The 14,353-nt window shown below is 69.9% G+C and carries 14 protein-coding genes; 7 read left to right on the top strand and 7 right to left on the bottom strand.

Annotated elements, in window-relative coordinates:
* Positions 1 to 110 precede the first annotated feature (110 nt).
* A complete protein-coding gene (locus tag ACWD4U_RS23550; RefSeq protein WP_363459767.1) occupies positions 111 to 257 on the bottom strand; it encodes a hypothetical protein in 147 nt (48 codons plus the stop codon).
* A complete protein-coding gene (locus ACWD4U_RS23555) occupies positions 257 to 532 on the bottom strand; it encodes a hypothetical protein (RefSeq protein WP_363459768.1) in 276 nt (91 codons plus the stop codon). Before ACWD4U_RS23555 ends, ACWD4U_RS23550 begins: the two co-directional genes overlap by 1 nt.
* 194 nt (positions 533 to 726) lie before the next feature.
* On the opposite strand from ACWD4U_RS23555, the gene ACWD4U_RS23560 reads away from it, so the two are divergent.
* Positions 727 to 1,443 (top strand): response regulator transcription factor, encoded by a 717-nt coding sequence (locus ACWD4U_RS23560; protein ID WP_363459769.1) that lies wholly within the window; start codon positions 727 to 729, stop codon positions 1,441 to 1,443.
* Between the two features lie 743 nt (positions 1,444 to 2,186).
* On the top strand, positions 2,187 to 3,254 hold the full coding sequence (locus ACWD4U_RS23565; protein ID WP_363459770.1) for a mannitol-1-phosphate 5-dehydrogenase: 1,068 nt from the start codon (positions 2,187 to 2,189) through the stop codon (positions 3,252 to 3,254).
* 2 nt (positions 3,255 to 3,256) lie between these two features.
* On the opposite strand, the gene ACWD4U_RS23570 is transcribed toward ACWD4U_RS23565, so the two are convergent.
* Positions 3,257 to 4,435: a J domain-containing protein gene (locus ACWD4U_RS23570; RefSeq protein ID WP_363459771.1), complete on the bottom strand. Its 1,179-nt coding sequence runs from the start codon at positions 4,433 to 4,435 to the stop codon at positions 3,257 to 3,259.
* A 277-nt stretch (positions 4,436 to 4,712) separates the two neighbouring features.
* Entirely contained in the window at positions 4,713 to 5,534 is an 822-nt protein-coding gene (locus tag ACWD4U_RS23575; protein ID WP_363459772.1) for an ATP-grasp domain-containing protein, read from the bottom strand.
* Positions 5,535 to 5,780: 246 nt separating this feature from the next.
* On the opposite strand from ACWD4U_RS23575, the gene ACWD4U_RS23580 reads away from it, so the two are divergent.
* Together ACWD4U_RS23580 and ACWD4U_RS23585 are read left to right on the top strand one after the other, a co-directional pair.
* Positions 5,781 to 7,967: a transglycosylase domain-containing protein gene (locus ACWD4U_RS23580; protein WP_363459773.1), complete on the top strand. Its 2,187-nt coding sequence runs from the start codon at positions 5,781 to 5,783 to the stop codon at positions 7,965 to 7,967.
* A 40-nt stretch (positions 7,968 to 8,007) separates the two neighbouring features.
* Positions 8,008 to 8,994 carry an EamA family transporter gene (locus ACWD4U_RS23585; protein ID WP_363459774.1) on the top strand — a complete coding sequence of 329 codons (987 nt, stop codon included), beginning with the start codon at positions 8,008 to 8,010 and terminating at the stop codon, positions 8,992 to 8,994.
* A 19-nt stretch (positions 8,995 to 9,013) separates the two neighbouring features.
* Here the strand turns inward: ACWD4U_RS23585 and ACWD4U_RS23590 are convergent, their stop codons facing one another.
* The 3 genes from ACWD4U_RS23590 to ACWD4U_RS23600 all read right to left on the bottom strand — a co-directional run bounded on the left by ACWD4U_RS23590 (position 9,014) and on the right by ACWD4U_RS23600 (position 10,480).
* The gene (locus tag ACWD4U_RS23590) at positions 9,014 to 9,313 is read right to left on the bottom strand and encodes a YciI family protein (protein ID WP_363459775.1); all 300 of its coding nucleotides are present in this window, start codon (positions 9,311 to 9,313) and stop codon (positions 9,014 to 9,016) included.
* 41 nt (positions 9,314 to 9,354) lie between these two features.
* Positions 9,355 to 10,032 (bottom strand): signal peptidase I, encoded by a 678-nt coding sequence (gene lepB, locus ACWD4U_RS23595; RefSeq protein ID WP_363459776.1) that lies wholly within the window; start codon positions 10,030 to 10,032, stop codon positions 9,355 to 9,357.
* A gap of 109 nt (positions 10,033 to 10,141) precedes the next feature.
* Complete coding sequence (locus ACWD4U_RS23600; protein ID WP_363459777.1) at positions 10,142 to 10,480, bottom strand: chorismate mutase; 339 nt, start codon at positions 10,478 to 10,480, stop codon at positions 10,142 to 10,144.
* A 279-nt stretch (positions 10,481 to 10,759) separates the two neighbouring features.
* On the opposite strand from ACWD4U_RS23600, the gene ACWD4U_RS23605 reads away from it, so the two are divergent.
* The 3 genes from ACWD4U_RS23605 to ACWD4U_RS23615 all read left to right on the top strand — a co-directional run bounded on the left by ACWD4U_RS23605 (position 10,760) and on the right by ACWD4U_RS23615 (position 14,352).
* Positions 10,760 to 11,185 (top strand): OsmC family protein, encoded by a 426-nt coding sequence (locus ACWD4U_RS23605; RefSeq protein ID WP_363459778.1) that lies wholly within the window; start codon positions 10,760 to 10,762, stop codon positions 11,183 to 11,185.
* A 499-nt stretch (positions 11,186 to 11,684) separates the two neighbouring features.
* Positions 11,685 to 13,361: a putative bifunctional diguanylate cyclase/phosphodiesterase gene (locus tag ACWD4U_RS23610; protein WP_449787288.1), complete on the top strand. Its 1,677-nt coding sequence runs from the start codon at positions 11,685 to 11,687 to the stop codon at positions 13,359 to 13,361.
* A gap of 31 nt (positions 13,362 to 13,392) precedes the next feature.
* Positions 13,393 to 14,352, top strand: coding sequence for a phosphotransferase family protein (locus ACWD4U_RS23615; protein WP_363459779.1), 960 nt, complete (start codon positions 13,393 to 13,395; stop codon positions 14,350 to 14,352).
* Position 14,353: the final 1 nt, after the last annotated feature.

Here is a 14,353-nt window from a genome sequence, read left to right on the forward strand (position 1 = left end):
TTGGGGGATGCCGTTTCGGCGGGCTATTCAGCACTGCGATCGGTCATTTTGCGGCCCGCGGGCAGAAGGTGCGACACCACTTTGTTCGGGCCAAATACCCGAACACTTCGCTATGGTCGGCGGATGAGTCGGCTGATGATCGCCCAGACCACCAGCCCCAGCACGAGGTAGCCGATGAAGTGCTGGAGCAGCTGGCCGGCGATGATGACGCCCACCGCCAGGGCGACCACCCGCAGCAGCGTGCCGCGGTCGGGCATCACGACGGCTGCTCGGGCGTGAAGTCGGCCAGGGTTCCAGCCAGCGCGTAGGCGATGGCCAGGACCTCGGTCACCTCGCTGTACGCCGCTTCCAGCAGCTCACTGGCCTCGGTCGAGAGCATCTGCTTGGTGACGATGAAGGCCCGCAGGCGCGAGCTGGCCGTGATGACGGCCGAAGCATCGGCGTGAGCGGATTCCCGTAGAGCGTCGTAGGCGGCGATGGTGGACTTGAGGCCGGCCAGATCGGTGGCAGTCGGGTTGGGCTGAGCAGGCATGGCGATGTCCCCTACTGGTGCTGCGTGACGGCCAAGGAGCCGTCAACTGAAGACACCACCAGGCTCACGCCCTCTTCAGAGCTCTTGAAGTACAACCTCTGCCAGTTGCTTCGCTACGGTGCCGAGCCCAGCCGGGCCAGTCACAGCGGAGGGCACATGTTGCGGCGAAGCCGGACTAACCGCAACATCTTGCCGTGGAGGGTCTGCGCGTGCTCATCGCCTCAGCCCTGGGCCGGATCGTCGTGCCGATCCTGGAACAGCAGATCCCCGGTGCCACCGTAGTGGTGGCCACCAGCGAAGCCGAGATCCGGAAGGCCGTCGAGCACCAGGTCCGCTTCGACGTCATCGTGATCGACCTGACGTGGAACGACTACCGGGTCGAGCACGACTTCGACGGCCTCGACGTCTTATCCCTGCTCCGGGTCTGCGACCGTACTGGCCCGGTTATCTTCGCTGCTCAGGGCCATACCACCGAGCAGGAGCACTTCCAAGAAGCCATTCTTCAGCCCGAGGTCGTGGCCATCGTCCAGAAGGCCGACGGCACCGGGCCGCTCATCCGGTGCGTTCAAGCTGCCGCCTATCGGCACCCTCTACCGGCGGCGAACGCGGCCCATCAGTTCAAGACCAACCCCTGGTCGATCTACGCGTACTTCAGCCGGCCTCGTGGCGGAGCCACCGCTGCCCGGATCGCCGGGGCCATCGCGGCCGGCCGCGCCACAGATGCCGAGTCCTTGGCCTCCGCAGCCGGCTTACCGCTCAACACGGTCAACAAGCTGGTGCAGGTGCTCGGCCCCTTGATCCAGGCCCGCAGCGAGCACAACCCCTCCCTGCGCATGAACGCCCAGGTGATCTATCGCTGGTGTGGCGAACACTCCTGCTACATCCGCAGTTGGTGTCGGCGGAACATCTAAAGGGCAGACGATTCTCACCGGTCCCTTACCCGCCTGCCCATTGATCGCATTCATGATCGACTGGCAAAGTTCGACATCCACGAAGAACTGAGCGCCCAATACTACAGAGGGTACTTGACAGGCTACGCAATGCGCATGCGATGATCATTTTGCGGGCCGTCAAGAGTGGGAGGTACCTTGAGAAAGATCACCGCAAAATATTCACATCGACTGTGCCGGTTTGCGCGGCACCTCACGACACACTACCTGGCCAAGGTGATGCAAATGTCGCAATCTCCGGATGGGCCACGACGTAATCTTCTGCCAGAAACTATAGGCAGGAGGCTCTGGCACCGCAGATCAGCTCATCGTGCGCAGTTCACCGATCAGCTTCCTCTATCCGCAGAAGAAGTCAGGGCAAAGTTTTTCGTCGTTTCGGAGTCACGCGAGGAGCACCCGTCACCACAATGGCTGTCGGCATTCGGCATAGGGGCTTCGATGGCGGATGCAGATCGCCAGCTTGTTGTTAATCACCTTAGCGGCAAGTGTCAGTCCTGCAAAGATGCCGTTGATTGGGCACGCTCACACGCCGATCAGCTTCGCGGCCTGCCTCCCGTCCCGGAATAACGGCCCGATGCGGCGTATCGTCCTCGATACGCCGCCCGACCTGAACCTTGGAGAAACATCTCGAAGTGTCAGGTCGTTCTTTCTCCAATAGTAACAAAACCTACCACAGGTTCTGGCTGAGCGAGAAGGAATTTAACATGCAGCATCTCCATCTTGGAGCTGGAGGTCTGGGCCTAGGGCTTGTGGTTTGCACTACTGCCGCTATCCCTGAGATTGACGTAACGCTGGTGCAGCGAGCGGTAGGCGGTCCGCAGTGCAAGCTCGCACTGCTGAAGTCTCGCCAGAAGTACTACAGGCAAGTCTTCCCCGGCAGCGACCTGAAAGAAATTAGCGTTCCCAGGGTCCTCGACTCCTCTGATCTCGACGCCATACGAGCAGTTGTGATGCATCCCGACGATATTCTGCTCACAACAGCCCTAAGGGAGGGCGCCCTTGAAACGCAAACCGATCTGATCGGGCGACTCCTGTCCGAAAGGTCTTCCCTAGACCTCTCTGGCAAACAGATCTACATAGTCCCTTGCGAGAACACAGTGGGCCAGCTCTACAAGAATTTGGAAGGTTGCGACTTTGGGCCGAATGTTCACTTCCTCCGTTGCATCGTCGACCGTACCTGTAAGTACCCGATAATAAATGGCGAACTAGTAGTTCATACGGAAGAGTACGGCCGGTGGACCATAGAGAAAAAACCGCCTTTCACTGATCCTCTCATTCAAGCCTTAAGTCCTTATGGGGTGGAATTTGTCGAGGATCTGCAACCGCATCTGAAGAAGAAGCAGTGGCTGGTCAATGGCCCGCATCTAGCCCTAGCGGCCATGGCTTGGAGCTACCCCGCCAGAACGGATAGGCTTAACGAATTTGCCTCCAGTGAAGCCGGGCAGCATCTTCTCCTCGGTGTCCTCGCCGAGTCTAGCGATGCATATGTGCTAACCGAGCCCACCGCGGACCCATCAGGCGTGTTCCAGTTTTCTCAATCGATAAACCACCGTTTTTCATCCTTCCCGGATCGAACGTCCCGAGTTCTTTCTCGACTTCACCCAGACTCGCTGGAAAGTTTCTTGCGAGCTACCTATGAGCGGGTCGTCAGGCCTGCTACGGCTTTTCAGGAGACTCTGGACCGCCCGCCCGGTTATCTTTACTTAACGCTACGCACCGTGCATCGACTCATCTACGACAGGCTTTGGGTTTATCCTGAAATTCAAAGCTAGATCTATTTGCATTCGGGTGCGCTCAACTGGTCCACCCACCCTCCAAGAAAGCTCTGTCGCCCAGCCGCCTCCGCCTTTGAATCCAGGCCGTTTCGGACGAAGAAGCCTGACAGCGACTGCCAGCCGGTTATCTCCGAGCGGTCTATCTCGATGCGCTCGTACGGCTTGTAGAGTTGCCCATTCACCGTCATGTGGTGTTTGTTGGCCCGCTCCCAATACGGAAAATCTGGCGTCCACCAGTCCACCCACGGATCGGCTTTGCGTTGCGGTGATGACTCCCACAGCTCCACACCAGTCTTGGTGGTCGTGCCCGGCACCGTGGCGTAGTACGAGAGCACTTGGCCGTCGTCGGACGGGACGGAGCAGAAGCGGTTGGGCCCAGCGCTGGCAGTTGGCAGAGCCGCTTGGTCGCCCGAGCCGCCGCCGATCCCGCTCAGCACATTGCTCGCCATCACTCCTACAGCCACGGCGAGGACCAGCACCAGCACAGCTACCACACAGCGGGCCCAGTACCGGTATCCGCGTCGGGCCCGTGCTCCCTGCCTCGTAGGAGGCGGCGACGGTTTCGGCGCGGCTGGCTTGCGGATCGGCTCGGCGAGCTGGGCCGTGAGCGTGATGCTGGCCATGACCTCATCGAGCTGAACTCGGAGCTGGTCAGTCATGACGCCGATCGGTGCATCGGTCGGGATGCGCTGGCTGTAGAGGTACAGCGTCACCTCGGAGACGTCGCGGAACTCAGCCGGCCCCACGAACCAGAACAGCCCTGACTCATCCAGCACCGTGGCACGCCGGATGGTGGAGCCGTCCTCGAACCGCACCGTCACGACCCGCTCGGCGGACCGCTGGCCCGTAAAGGCCACTCCGAAGTCGACCGCCGGCGGTGTCCAGAGTGCCCGACGTGGTGCTGGTGGAGGAGGAGGTGGAGGCGGCTTCGGCCGCGAGCCAGCCGAGCTGGTGGTGCTGGCGTCGTAGTCAGCCCGCTTGGCCGGGTCGCTCAAGATCTCCCACGCCTGGTTGATGCGCACCATGTCGTCGTGAGCGCGGGTGGCGTCACCTTCGGGGCGACCGTCCGGGTGGGCGTGGCGCACCGCAGCCCGGTAGGCCCGGCGGATGGTGACCAGGTCGGCATCTGGCCGGACGCCGAGCACGGCGTAGTAGTCAGTGGAGTGGTCGGTCCTCATGGCCGTCGCCCCAGCACCACGGCAAGGGCCACGCGGCGCAACCGTGCTAGCACCGGGCTAACGGCTGCGCTGAACCACGCCAGGCGAACCCGGTTGTGACCGATACAACCCGACAGCTGCTGACCTGCGAAAACGGTACGGTGCGACATCACTCGTCACCGTCCGACTCGTCGTCCATCGGACTCTTAATCAGCGGGTCCGGGGTTCGAGTCCCTGGCGGCGCACAGACGGTCGAAGGCCCCTCGCGGAAGCGGGGGGCCTTCGGCGTTCCCGGGGCCTACGCGGCGATCAGGCCGTGCAGGGCGGTCTTGAAGGCGGCGGTGAAGGACTCCCGGACGGCCGGCGGCACGAGGTCGAGGGAGAGGTAGGGGTTGAGGTCCTCGAGTTCGACCAGCAGCAGGGCGCCCTCGGGGGTGCGGCAGGCGTCGACCCGCTGGATGCCGCGTTCCATGGTGTTCCAGGCGATGATCCGGTCGGCGAAGGCGAGGTCCTCGGCGGTCGGGTCGTACACCGCGAGCTCCCAGCGGCGGGCCGGGTCGGGGGCGTACAGCGCGTACTGGAAGGCGCGGTCGAGGTAGTAGAAGGAGACCTCGTACCGCAGGGGTATCCGCGGCTGGATCAGCATGCCGTCCAGCGGGAGGCCGGGGAGCTCCTCGGCGGTGGCGAAGACCAGGCCGATGGAGTCGGCGCCGAGCCTGGGCTTCACGGCGTACGCGGCGGCGGGCCCGAGGACGTCGAGGTCGGCGAGGCGGTCGACGGTGGGGATCACCGGGAGGCCCTCGGCGGTGAGGTCGAGCAGGTACTGCTTCCCGGCCATGTCCCCGCGGCCGGTCGGCTCGTTGTACACGCGGGTGCCGCGCTCCCGCGCCGCCGCGCGGAAGGCCGCGTACTCGGCGGGGTAGTTCAGCACCGGGCCGCTGTTGCGCACCACGACGGCGTCGAAGGCGTCCATCAGGGCGGCGGCGTCGAGCGGGTGGCACAGCGCGAGGTCGAAGTCCTCGCGCAGGCGGGCGGCGAGGGCGGTGTCCTCGTCGCCGTAGCGGCGGCCCTGCGCCGGATAGCTGAGGTCGGTGACGTAGAGGAGGTTCGGCCGCTTCATGGCGGCACCCTACTCGGCCGGACAGGAGGGGAGTTCTCGACTGTAAGGCGGATTTAAAGATCGTCTTAGGAGAAATGGGACATAGGTCCCTAACATCTGACAAGTCGATCAGTAAGGCTGGCGAGGTTCATGCCGTCGCCCGAGCGAGCAGCCCGTCCGGGGACTGCGGGAAGGTCTCCGTTGCCTCGAAAGCCTCGTGAACGAACGAAGCGGACCGGCTGGCGTCGGCTGATACCGACCTGGCGGATGACGCTGCTCGGGCTGGCCGCGTCGGTGGTGCTGGGCGTCGGCCTGTTCGCGCTCGGCGTGGTCCTGGTGAAGGTGCCGGACGCGCACGCGGCGGCCACCGCCCAGTCGAACACCTGGCTGTACTCGGACGGCACCGTGCTGGCCCGGACCGGGCAGACCAACCGGCAGAACGTCGCGCTGGACAAGGTCTCCCCCGCCGCGCAGCACGCCGCGCTGGCCGCCGAGGACCGCAACTTCTACAGCGAGGGCGCGGTCAACCTCAAGGGCATGGCCCGGGCGGCCTTCAACACCGCGTCCGGCGGTTCCACCCAGGGCGGCTCGACCATCACCCAGCAGTACGTGAAGAACGCCTACCTGAACCAGAAGCAGACCGTGAGCCGCAAGGTGAAGGAGATCTTCATCGCGATCAAGGTCGACGCCACCCAGAGCAAGGACGAGGTCCTCTCCTCCTACCTCAACACCTCGTACTACGGCCGCGGCGCGTACGGCATCCAGGCCGCCGCGCAGGCCTACTTCGGCGTCGACGCCGCCCAGCTGACGGCGGCCCAGGGCGCGTACCTGGCGACCCTGCTGAACGCGCCCAGCGCCTACGACGTCTCCTCCGCCAGCGAGGCCGGCCGGCAGAAGGCGACGGCTCGCTGGAACTACGTGCTCGACGGCATGGTGCAGCAAAAATGGCTGAGCGCCGAGGAGCGCGCCCAGACCGCCTTCCCCGAGGTGCTGGCCCCGAAGTCGGCGCCCGGGCTGTCCGGGCAGGCCGGCTACCTGGTGGCCGCCGCCAGCTCGTACCTGACCGACAACGGCATCATCAGCGAGGCGCAGCTCGCCCAGGGCGGCTACACCATCGCGCTGACCGTCGACTCCAAGCGGCAGCAGCAGCTGCAGGACGCGGTGCAGGACCAGCTGACCGCGAGCCTCAAGCCGGACAGCCGCAAGGTGGACGCCGCGGCGCAGGCCGGCGCGGTCTCGGTCGACCCGAAGACCGGTCAGGTGCTGGCGCTGTACGGCGGCGCGGACGCCACCAAGCACTGGATCGACAACGCCACCCGCACCGACTACCAGGCGGGCTCCACCTTCAAGGCGATCGCCCTGGCGGCCGCCCTGGACTCCGGGGCGCGCACCCAGTACGGCGACCGGATCAGCGCCGACACCGTCTACGACGGCACCAACCGCCGCTCGGTGCGCGGCGCCAAGGGCGTGCCGTACGCGCCGCCGAACGAGGGCGAGCGCAGTTACGGCCAGATCAGCCTGCAGGAGGCCACCGACTGGTCGGTGAACTCGGTCTTCGCGCAGCTGGCGCAGGACACCGGGCTGGAGAAGGTCCGCTCCACCGCGGTCGCGCTGGGGCTGCCCGCCGACACCCCGGGGCTGAAGGCGGTGCCGTCGATCCCGCTCGGCTCGGCCACCCCGAGCGTGCTGGAGCTGGCCGGGGTGTACGCGGCCCTGGACAACGACGGGCAGCAGATCACCCCGTGGCTGGTGAAGGGCCTGGAGCTGGGCGGCGAGCAGGTGGCGCTGCCCGGGCACAAGACCACCCAGGCGATCAGCAAGAACGCCGCCCGGTCCACCACCGCGATCCTCCAGGGCGTCATCGACGACCAGGGCGGCACCGGCTACCGGGCCGGCGCGCTGAACCGCCCGGCGGCCGGCAAGACCGGCACCACCGACGACTCCAAGTCGGTCTGGTTCGCCGGGTACACGCCCGAACTGGTCACCGTGGTCGGCCTGTTCGGGCAGGACCCGACCACCGGCAAGCAGGTCAGCCTGGACGGCGTCGGCGGGGCGGGCAGCGCGGCGGGCGGCAGGTTCCCGGCGCAGATCTGGACGGCGTACATGAAGTCCGCGCTCGCCGGGCAGCCGACCAGCGACTTCGCCGGCCCGGCCCGGGTGCCCTCGGCCGGCTCCGTCCCGTCCGCCTCCCCCAGCGGCTCGGCCTCGCCGAGCGCCGAGCCGACCGACGGCGGCAGCAGCGGCAGCGCCTCGGCCGTCCCGTCGCCGTCGGCGAGCGACCGCAGCAGTGCCACCGCCGGGCCGTCCGTCGGCGACTACGCGCAGCAGCGGCCCACGCGGTCGCCGTCGGCCCGGCCGAGCGGCGGCGGGAGCCGCACCCCGTCGCCGTCGGCCAGTGCCGGGGCGGACGCCACCGGCGGCCTGCTGGGCAATCAGGACCAATCAGCGGGTTAGCGCCTTACGGCGGAGGGGTCCGAGCTGGCACAATGCGGCGATGCACAGCAGCTCGGACCCCTCCGTCGTCTCTCCGCCGCCCGTCACCGCCCCGCTGGACGCCCCCGGCGGCGTCGCCCCGCCCGCGCGGCGGGCCGCCTCGGTCGGGCTCGGGCTGGCCCTGGTCTCGGCGTTCGCGTTCGGCGGGTCCGGCACGGCCGCCAAGCCGCTGATCGAGGCCGGGCTCTCCTCGCTGCACACGGTCTGGCTGCGGGTGGCCGGCGCGGCGCTGGTGCTGCTGCCGGTCGCCTGGAAGCACCGGCACGCGGTGCTGCGGCGTCCCGGGGTGCTGTTCGGCTTCGGGCTGCTCGCCGTCGCGGGCGTGCAGGCCTGCTACTTCGCGGCGATCTCGCGCATCCCGGTGGGCGTGGCGCTGCTGATCGAGTACCTGGGGCCGCCGCTGCTGATCGGCTACGTCCGGCTGGTGCAGCGCCGCCCGGTCTCCCGGCGGGCGATGGCCGGTGCGGGCGTCGCGGTCGCGGGCCTGGCCTGCGTGGTCGAGGTCTGGAACGGCCTCGGCTTCGACCCGCTCGGGGTGGCCTTCGCACTGGGCGCGGCCTGCTGCCAGGTGGGCTACTTCGTCCTCGCCGACGCCGGCCGGCGGGGCGAGCGCCCGGTCGACCCGCTGGCGGTCTCCGCGTTCGGCCTGCTGATCGGCGCGGTGCTGCTGACCGCCTTCGCCCGGCCGTGGGAGGCCGACTGGGGCGTGCTCGCCCGGGACGTCACGATGAACGGGCACCAACTGCCCGCGCTGGTGCCCGCGCTGTGGATGGTGCTGATCGCCACCGTGCTCGCCTACCTGACCGGCGTGGTGTCGGTGCAGTACCTGTCGCCGCCGGTGGCGGGCGTGGTCGCCAACCTGGAGGCGGTGGTGGCCACCGTGCTCGCCTGGGTCCTGCTCGGCGAGCACCTGGGCCTGCCGCAGCTGGCCGGCGGCGCGCTGGTGCTGGCGGGCGCGTTCGCCGCGCAGTCGGCGAGTCGGAAGTAGCCCGCCGCCCGACGGACCGTCAGGCCGGCAGGGTGCGGCGGTGCGCGGCGAGCTCCGGCCCGGTGGTGGTCGCGACGAACTCGGTGATCCGGTACGCGGCGGCGCCCTCCCGCGCGAACGGGTCGGTGGCGGCCACCGCCTCGATCGCGGCGCGGTCCCCTGCGGCGGCGAGGATCACGCCGCCGTCCCGCGGCACCTTGCGGCCGGAGGCCAGGAAGACGCCGTCCGCGTAGTGCCGCTCCAGCCACTCCACGTGCGCGGGCAGCAGGGCGTCGATCCGCTCCAGCGGGGCGGTGTAGGTCAGTTCGAGGATGAACACGTGATCATCGTACGTGCGGTGTCGGCCCGGCGGGGTGGAAGTCAGCGACCGGCCCAGCCGAACCAGCTGAGGTGGTTGAGCGGCCAGACGACGGCGGAGGCCGGGCCGACCAGGTTGCCGACCGGGACGGCGCCGCCGCCGGGGTCGGTGCGGTGGTAGCGGGAGTCGGCGGAGTCGCTGCGGTGGTCGCCCTCGACCCAGACGTAGCCGGCCGGGACCTTGACGGGGCCGAAGTCGAGGCCGGCGCAGGAGTCGTCGCCGGGGTGCAGGTAGGGCTCGGCCACCGCCTTGCCGTCCACGGTGAGGGTGCTGCCCTGGCAGGAGACGCTCTGGCCGCCGGTCGCGATCACCCGCTTGACCAGGTAGTTGTCGCCGGGCGGGAGCAGGCCGACCGTGCTCAGGCCCGAACGGACCGTGCGGGTCACCGGGTTGGTGTCCTTCGGCGTGGGCGGGAGCCAGCCGCCGGGGTCCTTGAACACCACGGGCTCGCCGGGCTTCGGCTTCCAGCCGGTCAGGGTGGCGAGCTTGTTCACCGCGACCCGGTCGCCGATCTGCAGGGTGTTCTCCATCGACCCGGACGGGATCGAGAACATCTGGAACAGGCAGGTCTTGATCACCACCGCGATCACCAGGCCCACCGCCACCATCACCGGCAGCTCCACGTACCACGGCCGCCGCTTGCGCAGCTGCCGCACCACCGGCGCAGTCTCCTCGACCACCCGACACCGCCCTCTTCCGGAAGGACGCCACGCTAACCCGCGCGCGGAGGACCGCGAAATCCGGGTTTTACGCCCCGCAGACAACCCCGCGTCAACGGCCCGACGAGCGTCAGGCCTCGGCGTGGGTGTCGCTGGCGATGGCCTCGTGGTGGCGGATGACCTCGGCGATGATGAAGGTGAGGAACTTCTCCGCGAAGACCGGGTCGAGGTTGGCGCTGACGGCGAGTTCGCGCAGGCGCTTGATCTGCTGGCGTTCGCGGGCCGGGTCCGCCGGGGGGAGGCGGTGGTCGGCCTTGAGGCGGCCGACGCGCTGGGTGGCCTTGAAGCGCTCGGCGAGCATGTGGACGACGGCGGCATCGATGTTGTCGATGGACTCGCGCAGGCGGGTCAGCTCGGCGCGGACGGCGTTGTCGATCTCCTCCGGGGAGGAGGTGGGCTGGTCCGTCATGGGGGATGGCTCCGGGGCTTGCGGGTGGGATCTCGGGCTCGGGCCCCGGCCAATCTAACAGGGACGACGTGGCGAACCCCCTTGTATTCGACCCGCGTTCCGGCATGTGGGACGGCGGTTGGACGCCCGGCGCGCCCGGGCCGCCCCGCCGCGGGCAGTCTCGGCGCGGCGGCCCGCCGGGCCCGCCCCGGGCCGTAGGCTGGGCGGGCCGCGACCGGAAGTCCGGCCGCGGACACAGCAGTTCGACCGGCAGTCCGCACTCACAGGAGGTACCTGATCGTGGCAACGACCCGCACCGCGCACACCGAGTGGGAGGGCAACCTGCTCGACGGCAAGGGCCTGGTGACCTTCGACTCCTCGGGCATCGGCGAGTTCCCGGTGTCCTGGCCGGCCCGGGCGGAGACCCCGAACGGCAAGACCAGCCCGGAGGAGCTGATCGCCGGCGCCCACTCGGCCTGCTTCTCGATGGCCCTCTCGCACGGCCTGGCCGGCGCCGGCACCCCGCCGGCGAAGCTGGAGACCAAGGCGGACGTCACCTTCCAGCCGGGCACCGGGATCACCGGCATCCACCTGACCGTGGTCGGCGAGGTGCCGGGCCTGGACGAGGCCGGGTTCCAGAAGGCCGCCGAGGACGCCAAGGCGAACTGCCCGGTGAGCAAGGCGCTGACCGGCACCACCATCACGATCACCGCCAGCCTGGCCTGACCCGCCGTCAGGCTCACGCACCGGCACAGCGCGTGAGTGGACGTGCGCGCCCCCGGGGTGCCCCGGATCGGTGCACTCCGGGGGCATCGCACAGAATGTAAGGGACATCCCTTCACGAACCGGGCGAATCACCCTGGCGGCGGTCGCGCACAGTTACACGGGCGGCCTATGATCGGCGGACGTGGCCCGAGGCCGCCGGACGCCGCGGTCACCGACCGCGGTCGCCGGGCGCACCCGGGCACTGCGGCCGGTCGCCGCCGTCATGGGCGCCGGCCTGATCAGTGGCAGCAGCGGACGGGAGCGTGCCGTGCCGGGCCGGAACGTGAGGGCCGACGCACACCATCGGGGTGGGCAGCCCGAGACGCCGCGCCCGGGAACCGTTTCGGAGGCCTGCGCCACCTGCGGCGCACCCCTGCACGCGGACGCCGGGCATCTCGCGGAGGCCCTGCGGGCCAGCGAGTCGCGGTTCCGGGCGGCCTTCTCGGACGCCGGTTTCGGGATGGCGCTGATCGACACCGACGACCTGGTGATCGAGGGCAACCCGGTGTTCGCCGCGATGCTCGGCCGGGAGGTCGCCGAGCTCCCCCGGATGCACATCCACGAGATCATCGACCCCGAGGACACCCCCCGCCGGCTCTACCGCGAACTGGTGCGCGGCGAGCGCGACCGGATGCGGGTGGAGAAGCGGCTCAAGCACCGCGGCGGGCGCGAGGTGTGGGGCCGGGTCACCGTCTCGCTGATCCGGGACGGCGGGGGCGCCCCGTACTACACGCTGGTGATGGTCGAGGACATCACCGAGCAGCGGCAGCTCGGCGACCGGCTGGCGTACCAGGCGCTGCACGACCCGCTGACCCGGCTGCCGAACCGGGCGCTGTTCTACGAGCGGCTGGAGGCGGCGTTCAAGCCCGCCGAGCCGGCCGGTCCGGGCCGTCCGGAGAGCGAGCGGCGGGTCGGGCTGTGCTACGTCGACCTGGACGGCTTCGCGGCGATCAACGAGACGCTCGGCCACCACGTCGGCGACCAGCTGCTGGTCGCCGTCGCGGCCCGGCTGGAGCACGGCTTCGCGGCCGGCGAGGGGCAGTTGGTGGCCCGGCTGGGCGGCGACGAGTTCGCCGTGCTGGTCGCCGAGTCGGCCGGGCACCAGCAGCTGACCCGGCTGGCGGCGGGGCTGATGGAGGAGCTGGAGCGCCCGTTCGAGGTGGCCGGGCACCGGCTGACGGTGACCGCGTCGATCGGCGTGGTGGAGCGGCCGGTGCGCGGCTCCACGCCCACCGACCTGATCCGCGACGCGGACTCCACCCTGTACTGGTCGAAGGCCGACGGCCGGGCCCGCTGGACGCTGTACGACCGCGACCGCGGCGCCGACCAGCTGACCCGCCACCTGCTGGCGACCGCGCTGCGACCGGCGGTGGAGCGCGGCGAGTTCACCGTGGAGTACCAGCCGCTGGTGGGCCTGACGGACGGCGCGGTGCGCGGCGCGGAGGCGCTGGTGCGCTGGCGGCACCCGCGCTACGGGCTGCTGTCGCCGGACCGGTTCATCCCGCTCGCCGAGGAGTCCGGCGCGATCGTGCCGCTCGGCAAGTGGGTGCTGGAGGAGTCGTGCCGTCAGGCCCGGCACTGGCTGGCCGAGTTCCCGGCCGCGGAGGCCTTCGTCAGCGTCAACCTGGCGGCCCGGCAGATCTGGGACTCCGACGTGGTCGCCGACGTCGCCGAGGTGCTGGAGCGCACCGGACTGCCGCCCCGGCTGCTCCAGTTGGAGATCACCGAGTCGGCGCTGCTCGGCCCCGGCGGGCGGCCGCTGCAGGCCCTGCAGGCGCTCGCCGACATGGGTGTGCGGATCGCCATCGACGACTTCGGCACCGGCTACTCGAACCTGGCGTACCTCTCCCGGCTGCCGGTGCACGTGCTGAAGCTGGACGGAACGTTCATCGAGGCGTTCCGGGAGGCCTCGCCCGCCGCGGACGGGCGGCGCGCCGCGGACGAGCAGATCGTCGGCGCGATGGTGCGGCTGGCGCACGCCCTGGGCCTGACCGTGACCGCCGAGGGCATCGAGAGCGCCGCCCAGGCCGAACGGCTGCGCCAGACCGGCTGCGACACCGCGCAGGGCTGGTACTTCGCCCGCCCTGGCGCGCCGGAGCTGATCGCCGCGATACTGCGCGGACAGCCGGGCGGCTAGGCGCCCCCGGCGCTCAGCGGGAGGGGCGGGCATGGAGCGGCTGGCCGGGGTGCTCGACGGTGCGGCGGTGGTGTCCCGGACGCCGCTGACCGGCGGCCTGTACAACGCCGCCCAGCTGCTCGAACTCGCCGACGGGCGGCGTCTGGTGCTCAAGTGCGCGCCGCCGCCCGGCACTCCGGGCCTCAGCCACGAGCGCGGACTGCTCGGCACCGAGCGGCTGTTCCACGCGCTGGCCGCCGACGCGGGCCTCGCGGTGCCCCGGGTGCTCCACCACGACCCGGAGGGCGACGCGGAGTGCCGGGAGTGGCTGCTGCTGGAGTACCTGGAGGGCAGCACCTGGGACAGCCTGCGCGAGCGGCTCGCCCCCGCCGACCGGGCCCCGCTGCGCCGCCGGCTCGGCGCCTGGGCGGCCCGGCTCGCCCGCGTCACCGGCCCGCGCTTCGGCTACCCGCAGCCGCAGGCCGCGCTGGCCGCCGACGGCTGGCCGGAGGCGTTCGCCGCGATGCTCGGCGCGGTCCTGGACGACGCCGCCCGCTACGGCGTGGAGCTGCCCGCCCCGGCCGGGCGGCTGCGTGCGCTGCCAGCGGAGTTCGCGGCGGAACTGGCCGAGGTGCGGCGCCCGGCGCTGGTGCACTTCGACGCCTGGGAGGGCAACCTGCTGCTGACGGAGGGTCAGGACGGCTGGGAGCTGACCGGGGTGATCGACGGCGAGCGGGCGTTCTTCGGCGATCCCCTGGCCGAGCTGGTCGGCCTGGACCCGCTCGGCACGCCCGAGGACGACCCCGACCTGCTGGCCGGCTACCGCTCGGTGGAGCCCGGGCTGCGGATCGACGCCGCCGCCCGGGCCCGGCTCGCGCTGTACCGGATCTACCTGGCGCTGATCATGCGGGTGGAGTCCACCCCGCGCGACTACACCGGCGAGTTCGCCGCCTGGGTGGACCGCTGGTCCGCCGAGCGGATCACCGAGCAGCTCGCGGCGCTCGGCCGGTGAC

The sequence above is a fragment of the Kitasatospora sp. NPDC002522 genome, from assembly GCF_053595195.1.

Coding starts and splice junctions, on each gene's coding strand:
- ACWD4U_RS23570 (WP_363459771.1), bottom strand. CDS start 4,435: ATGAGGACCGACCACTCCACTGACTACTACGCCGTGCTCGGCGTCCGG.
- ACWD4U_RS23600 (WP_363459777.1), bottom strand. CDS start 10,480: ATGACGGACCAGCCCACCTCCTCCCCGGAGGAGATCGACAACGCCGTC.
- ACWD4U_RS23610 (WP_449787288.1), top strand. CDS start 11,685: ATGGCGCTGATCGACACCGACGACCTGGTGATCGAGGGCAACCCGGTG.
- ACWD4U_RS23565 (WP_363459770.1), top strand. CDS start 2,187: ATGCAGCATCTCCATCTTGGAGCTGGAGGTCTGGGCCTAGGGCTTGTG.
- ACWD4U_RS23585 (WP_363459774.1), top strand. CDS start 8,008: ATGCACAGCAGCTCGGACCCCTCCGTCGTCTCTCCGCCGCCCGTCACC.
- ACWD4U_RS23580 (WP_363459773.1), top strand. CDS start 5,781: ATGACGCTGCTCGGGCTGGCCGCGTCGGTGGTGCTGGGCGTCGGCCTG.
- ACWD4U_RS23615 (WP_363459779.1), top strand. CDS start 13,393: ATGGAGCGGCTGGCCGGGGTGCTCGACGGTGCGGCGGTGGTGTCCCGG.
- ACWD4U_RS23575 (WP_363459772.1), bottom strand. CDS start 5,534: ATGAAGCGGCCGAACCTCCTCTACGTCACCGACCTCAGCTATCCGGCG.
- ACWD4U_RS23555 (WP_363459768.1), bottom strand. CDS start 532: ATGCCTGCTCAGCCCAACCCGACTGCCACCGATCTGGCCGGCCTCAAG.
- ACWD4U_RS23550 (WP_363459767.1), bottom strand. CDS start 257: ATGCCCGACCGCGGCACGCTGCTGCGGGTGGTCGCCCTGGCGGTGGGC.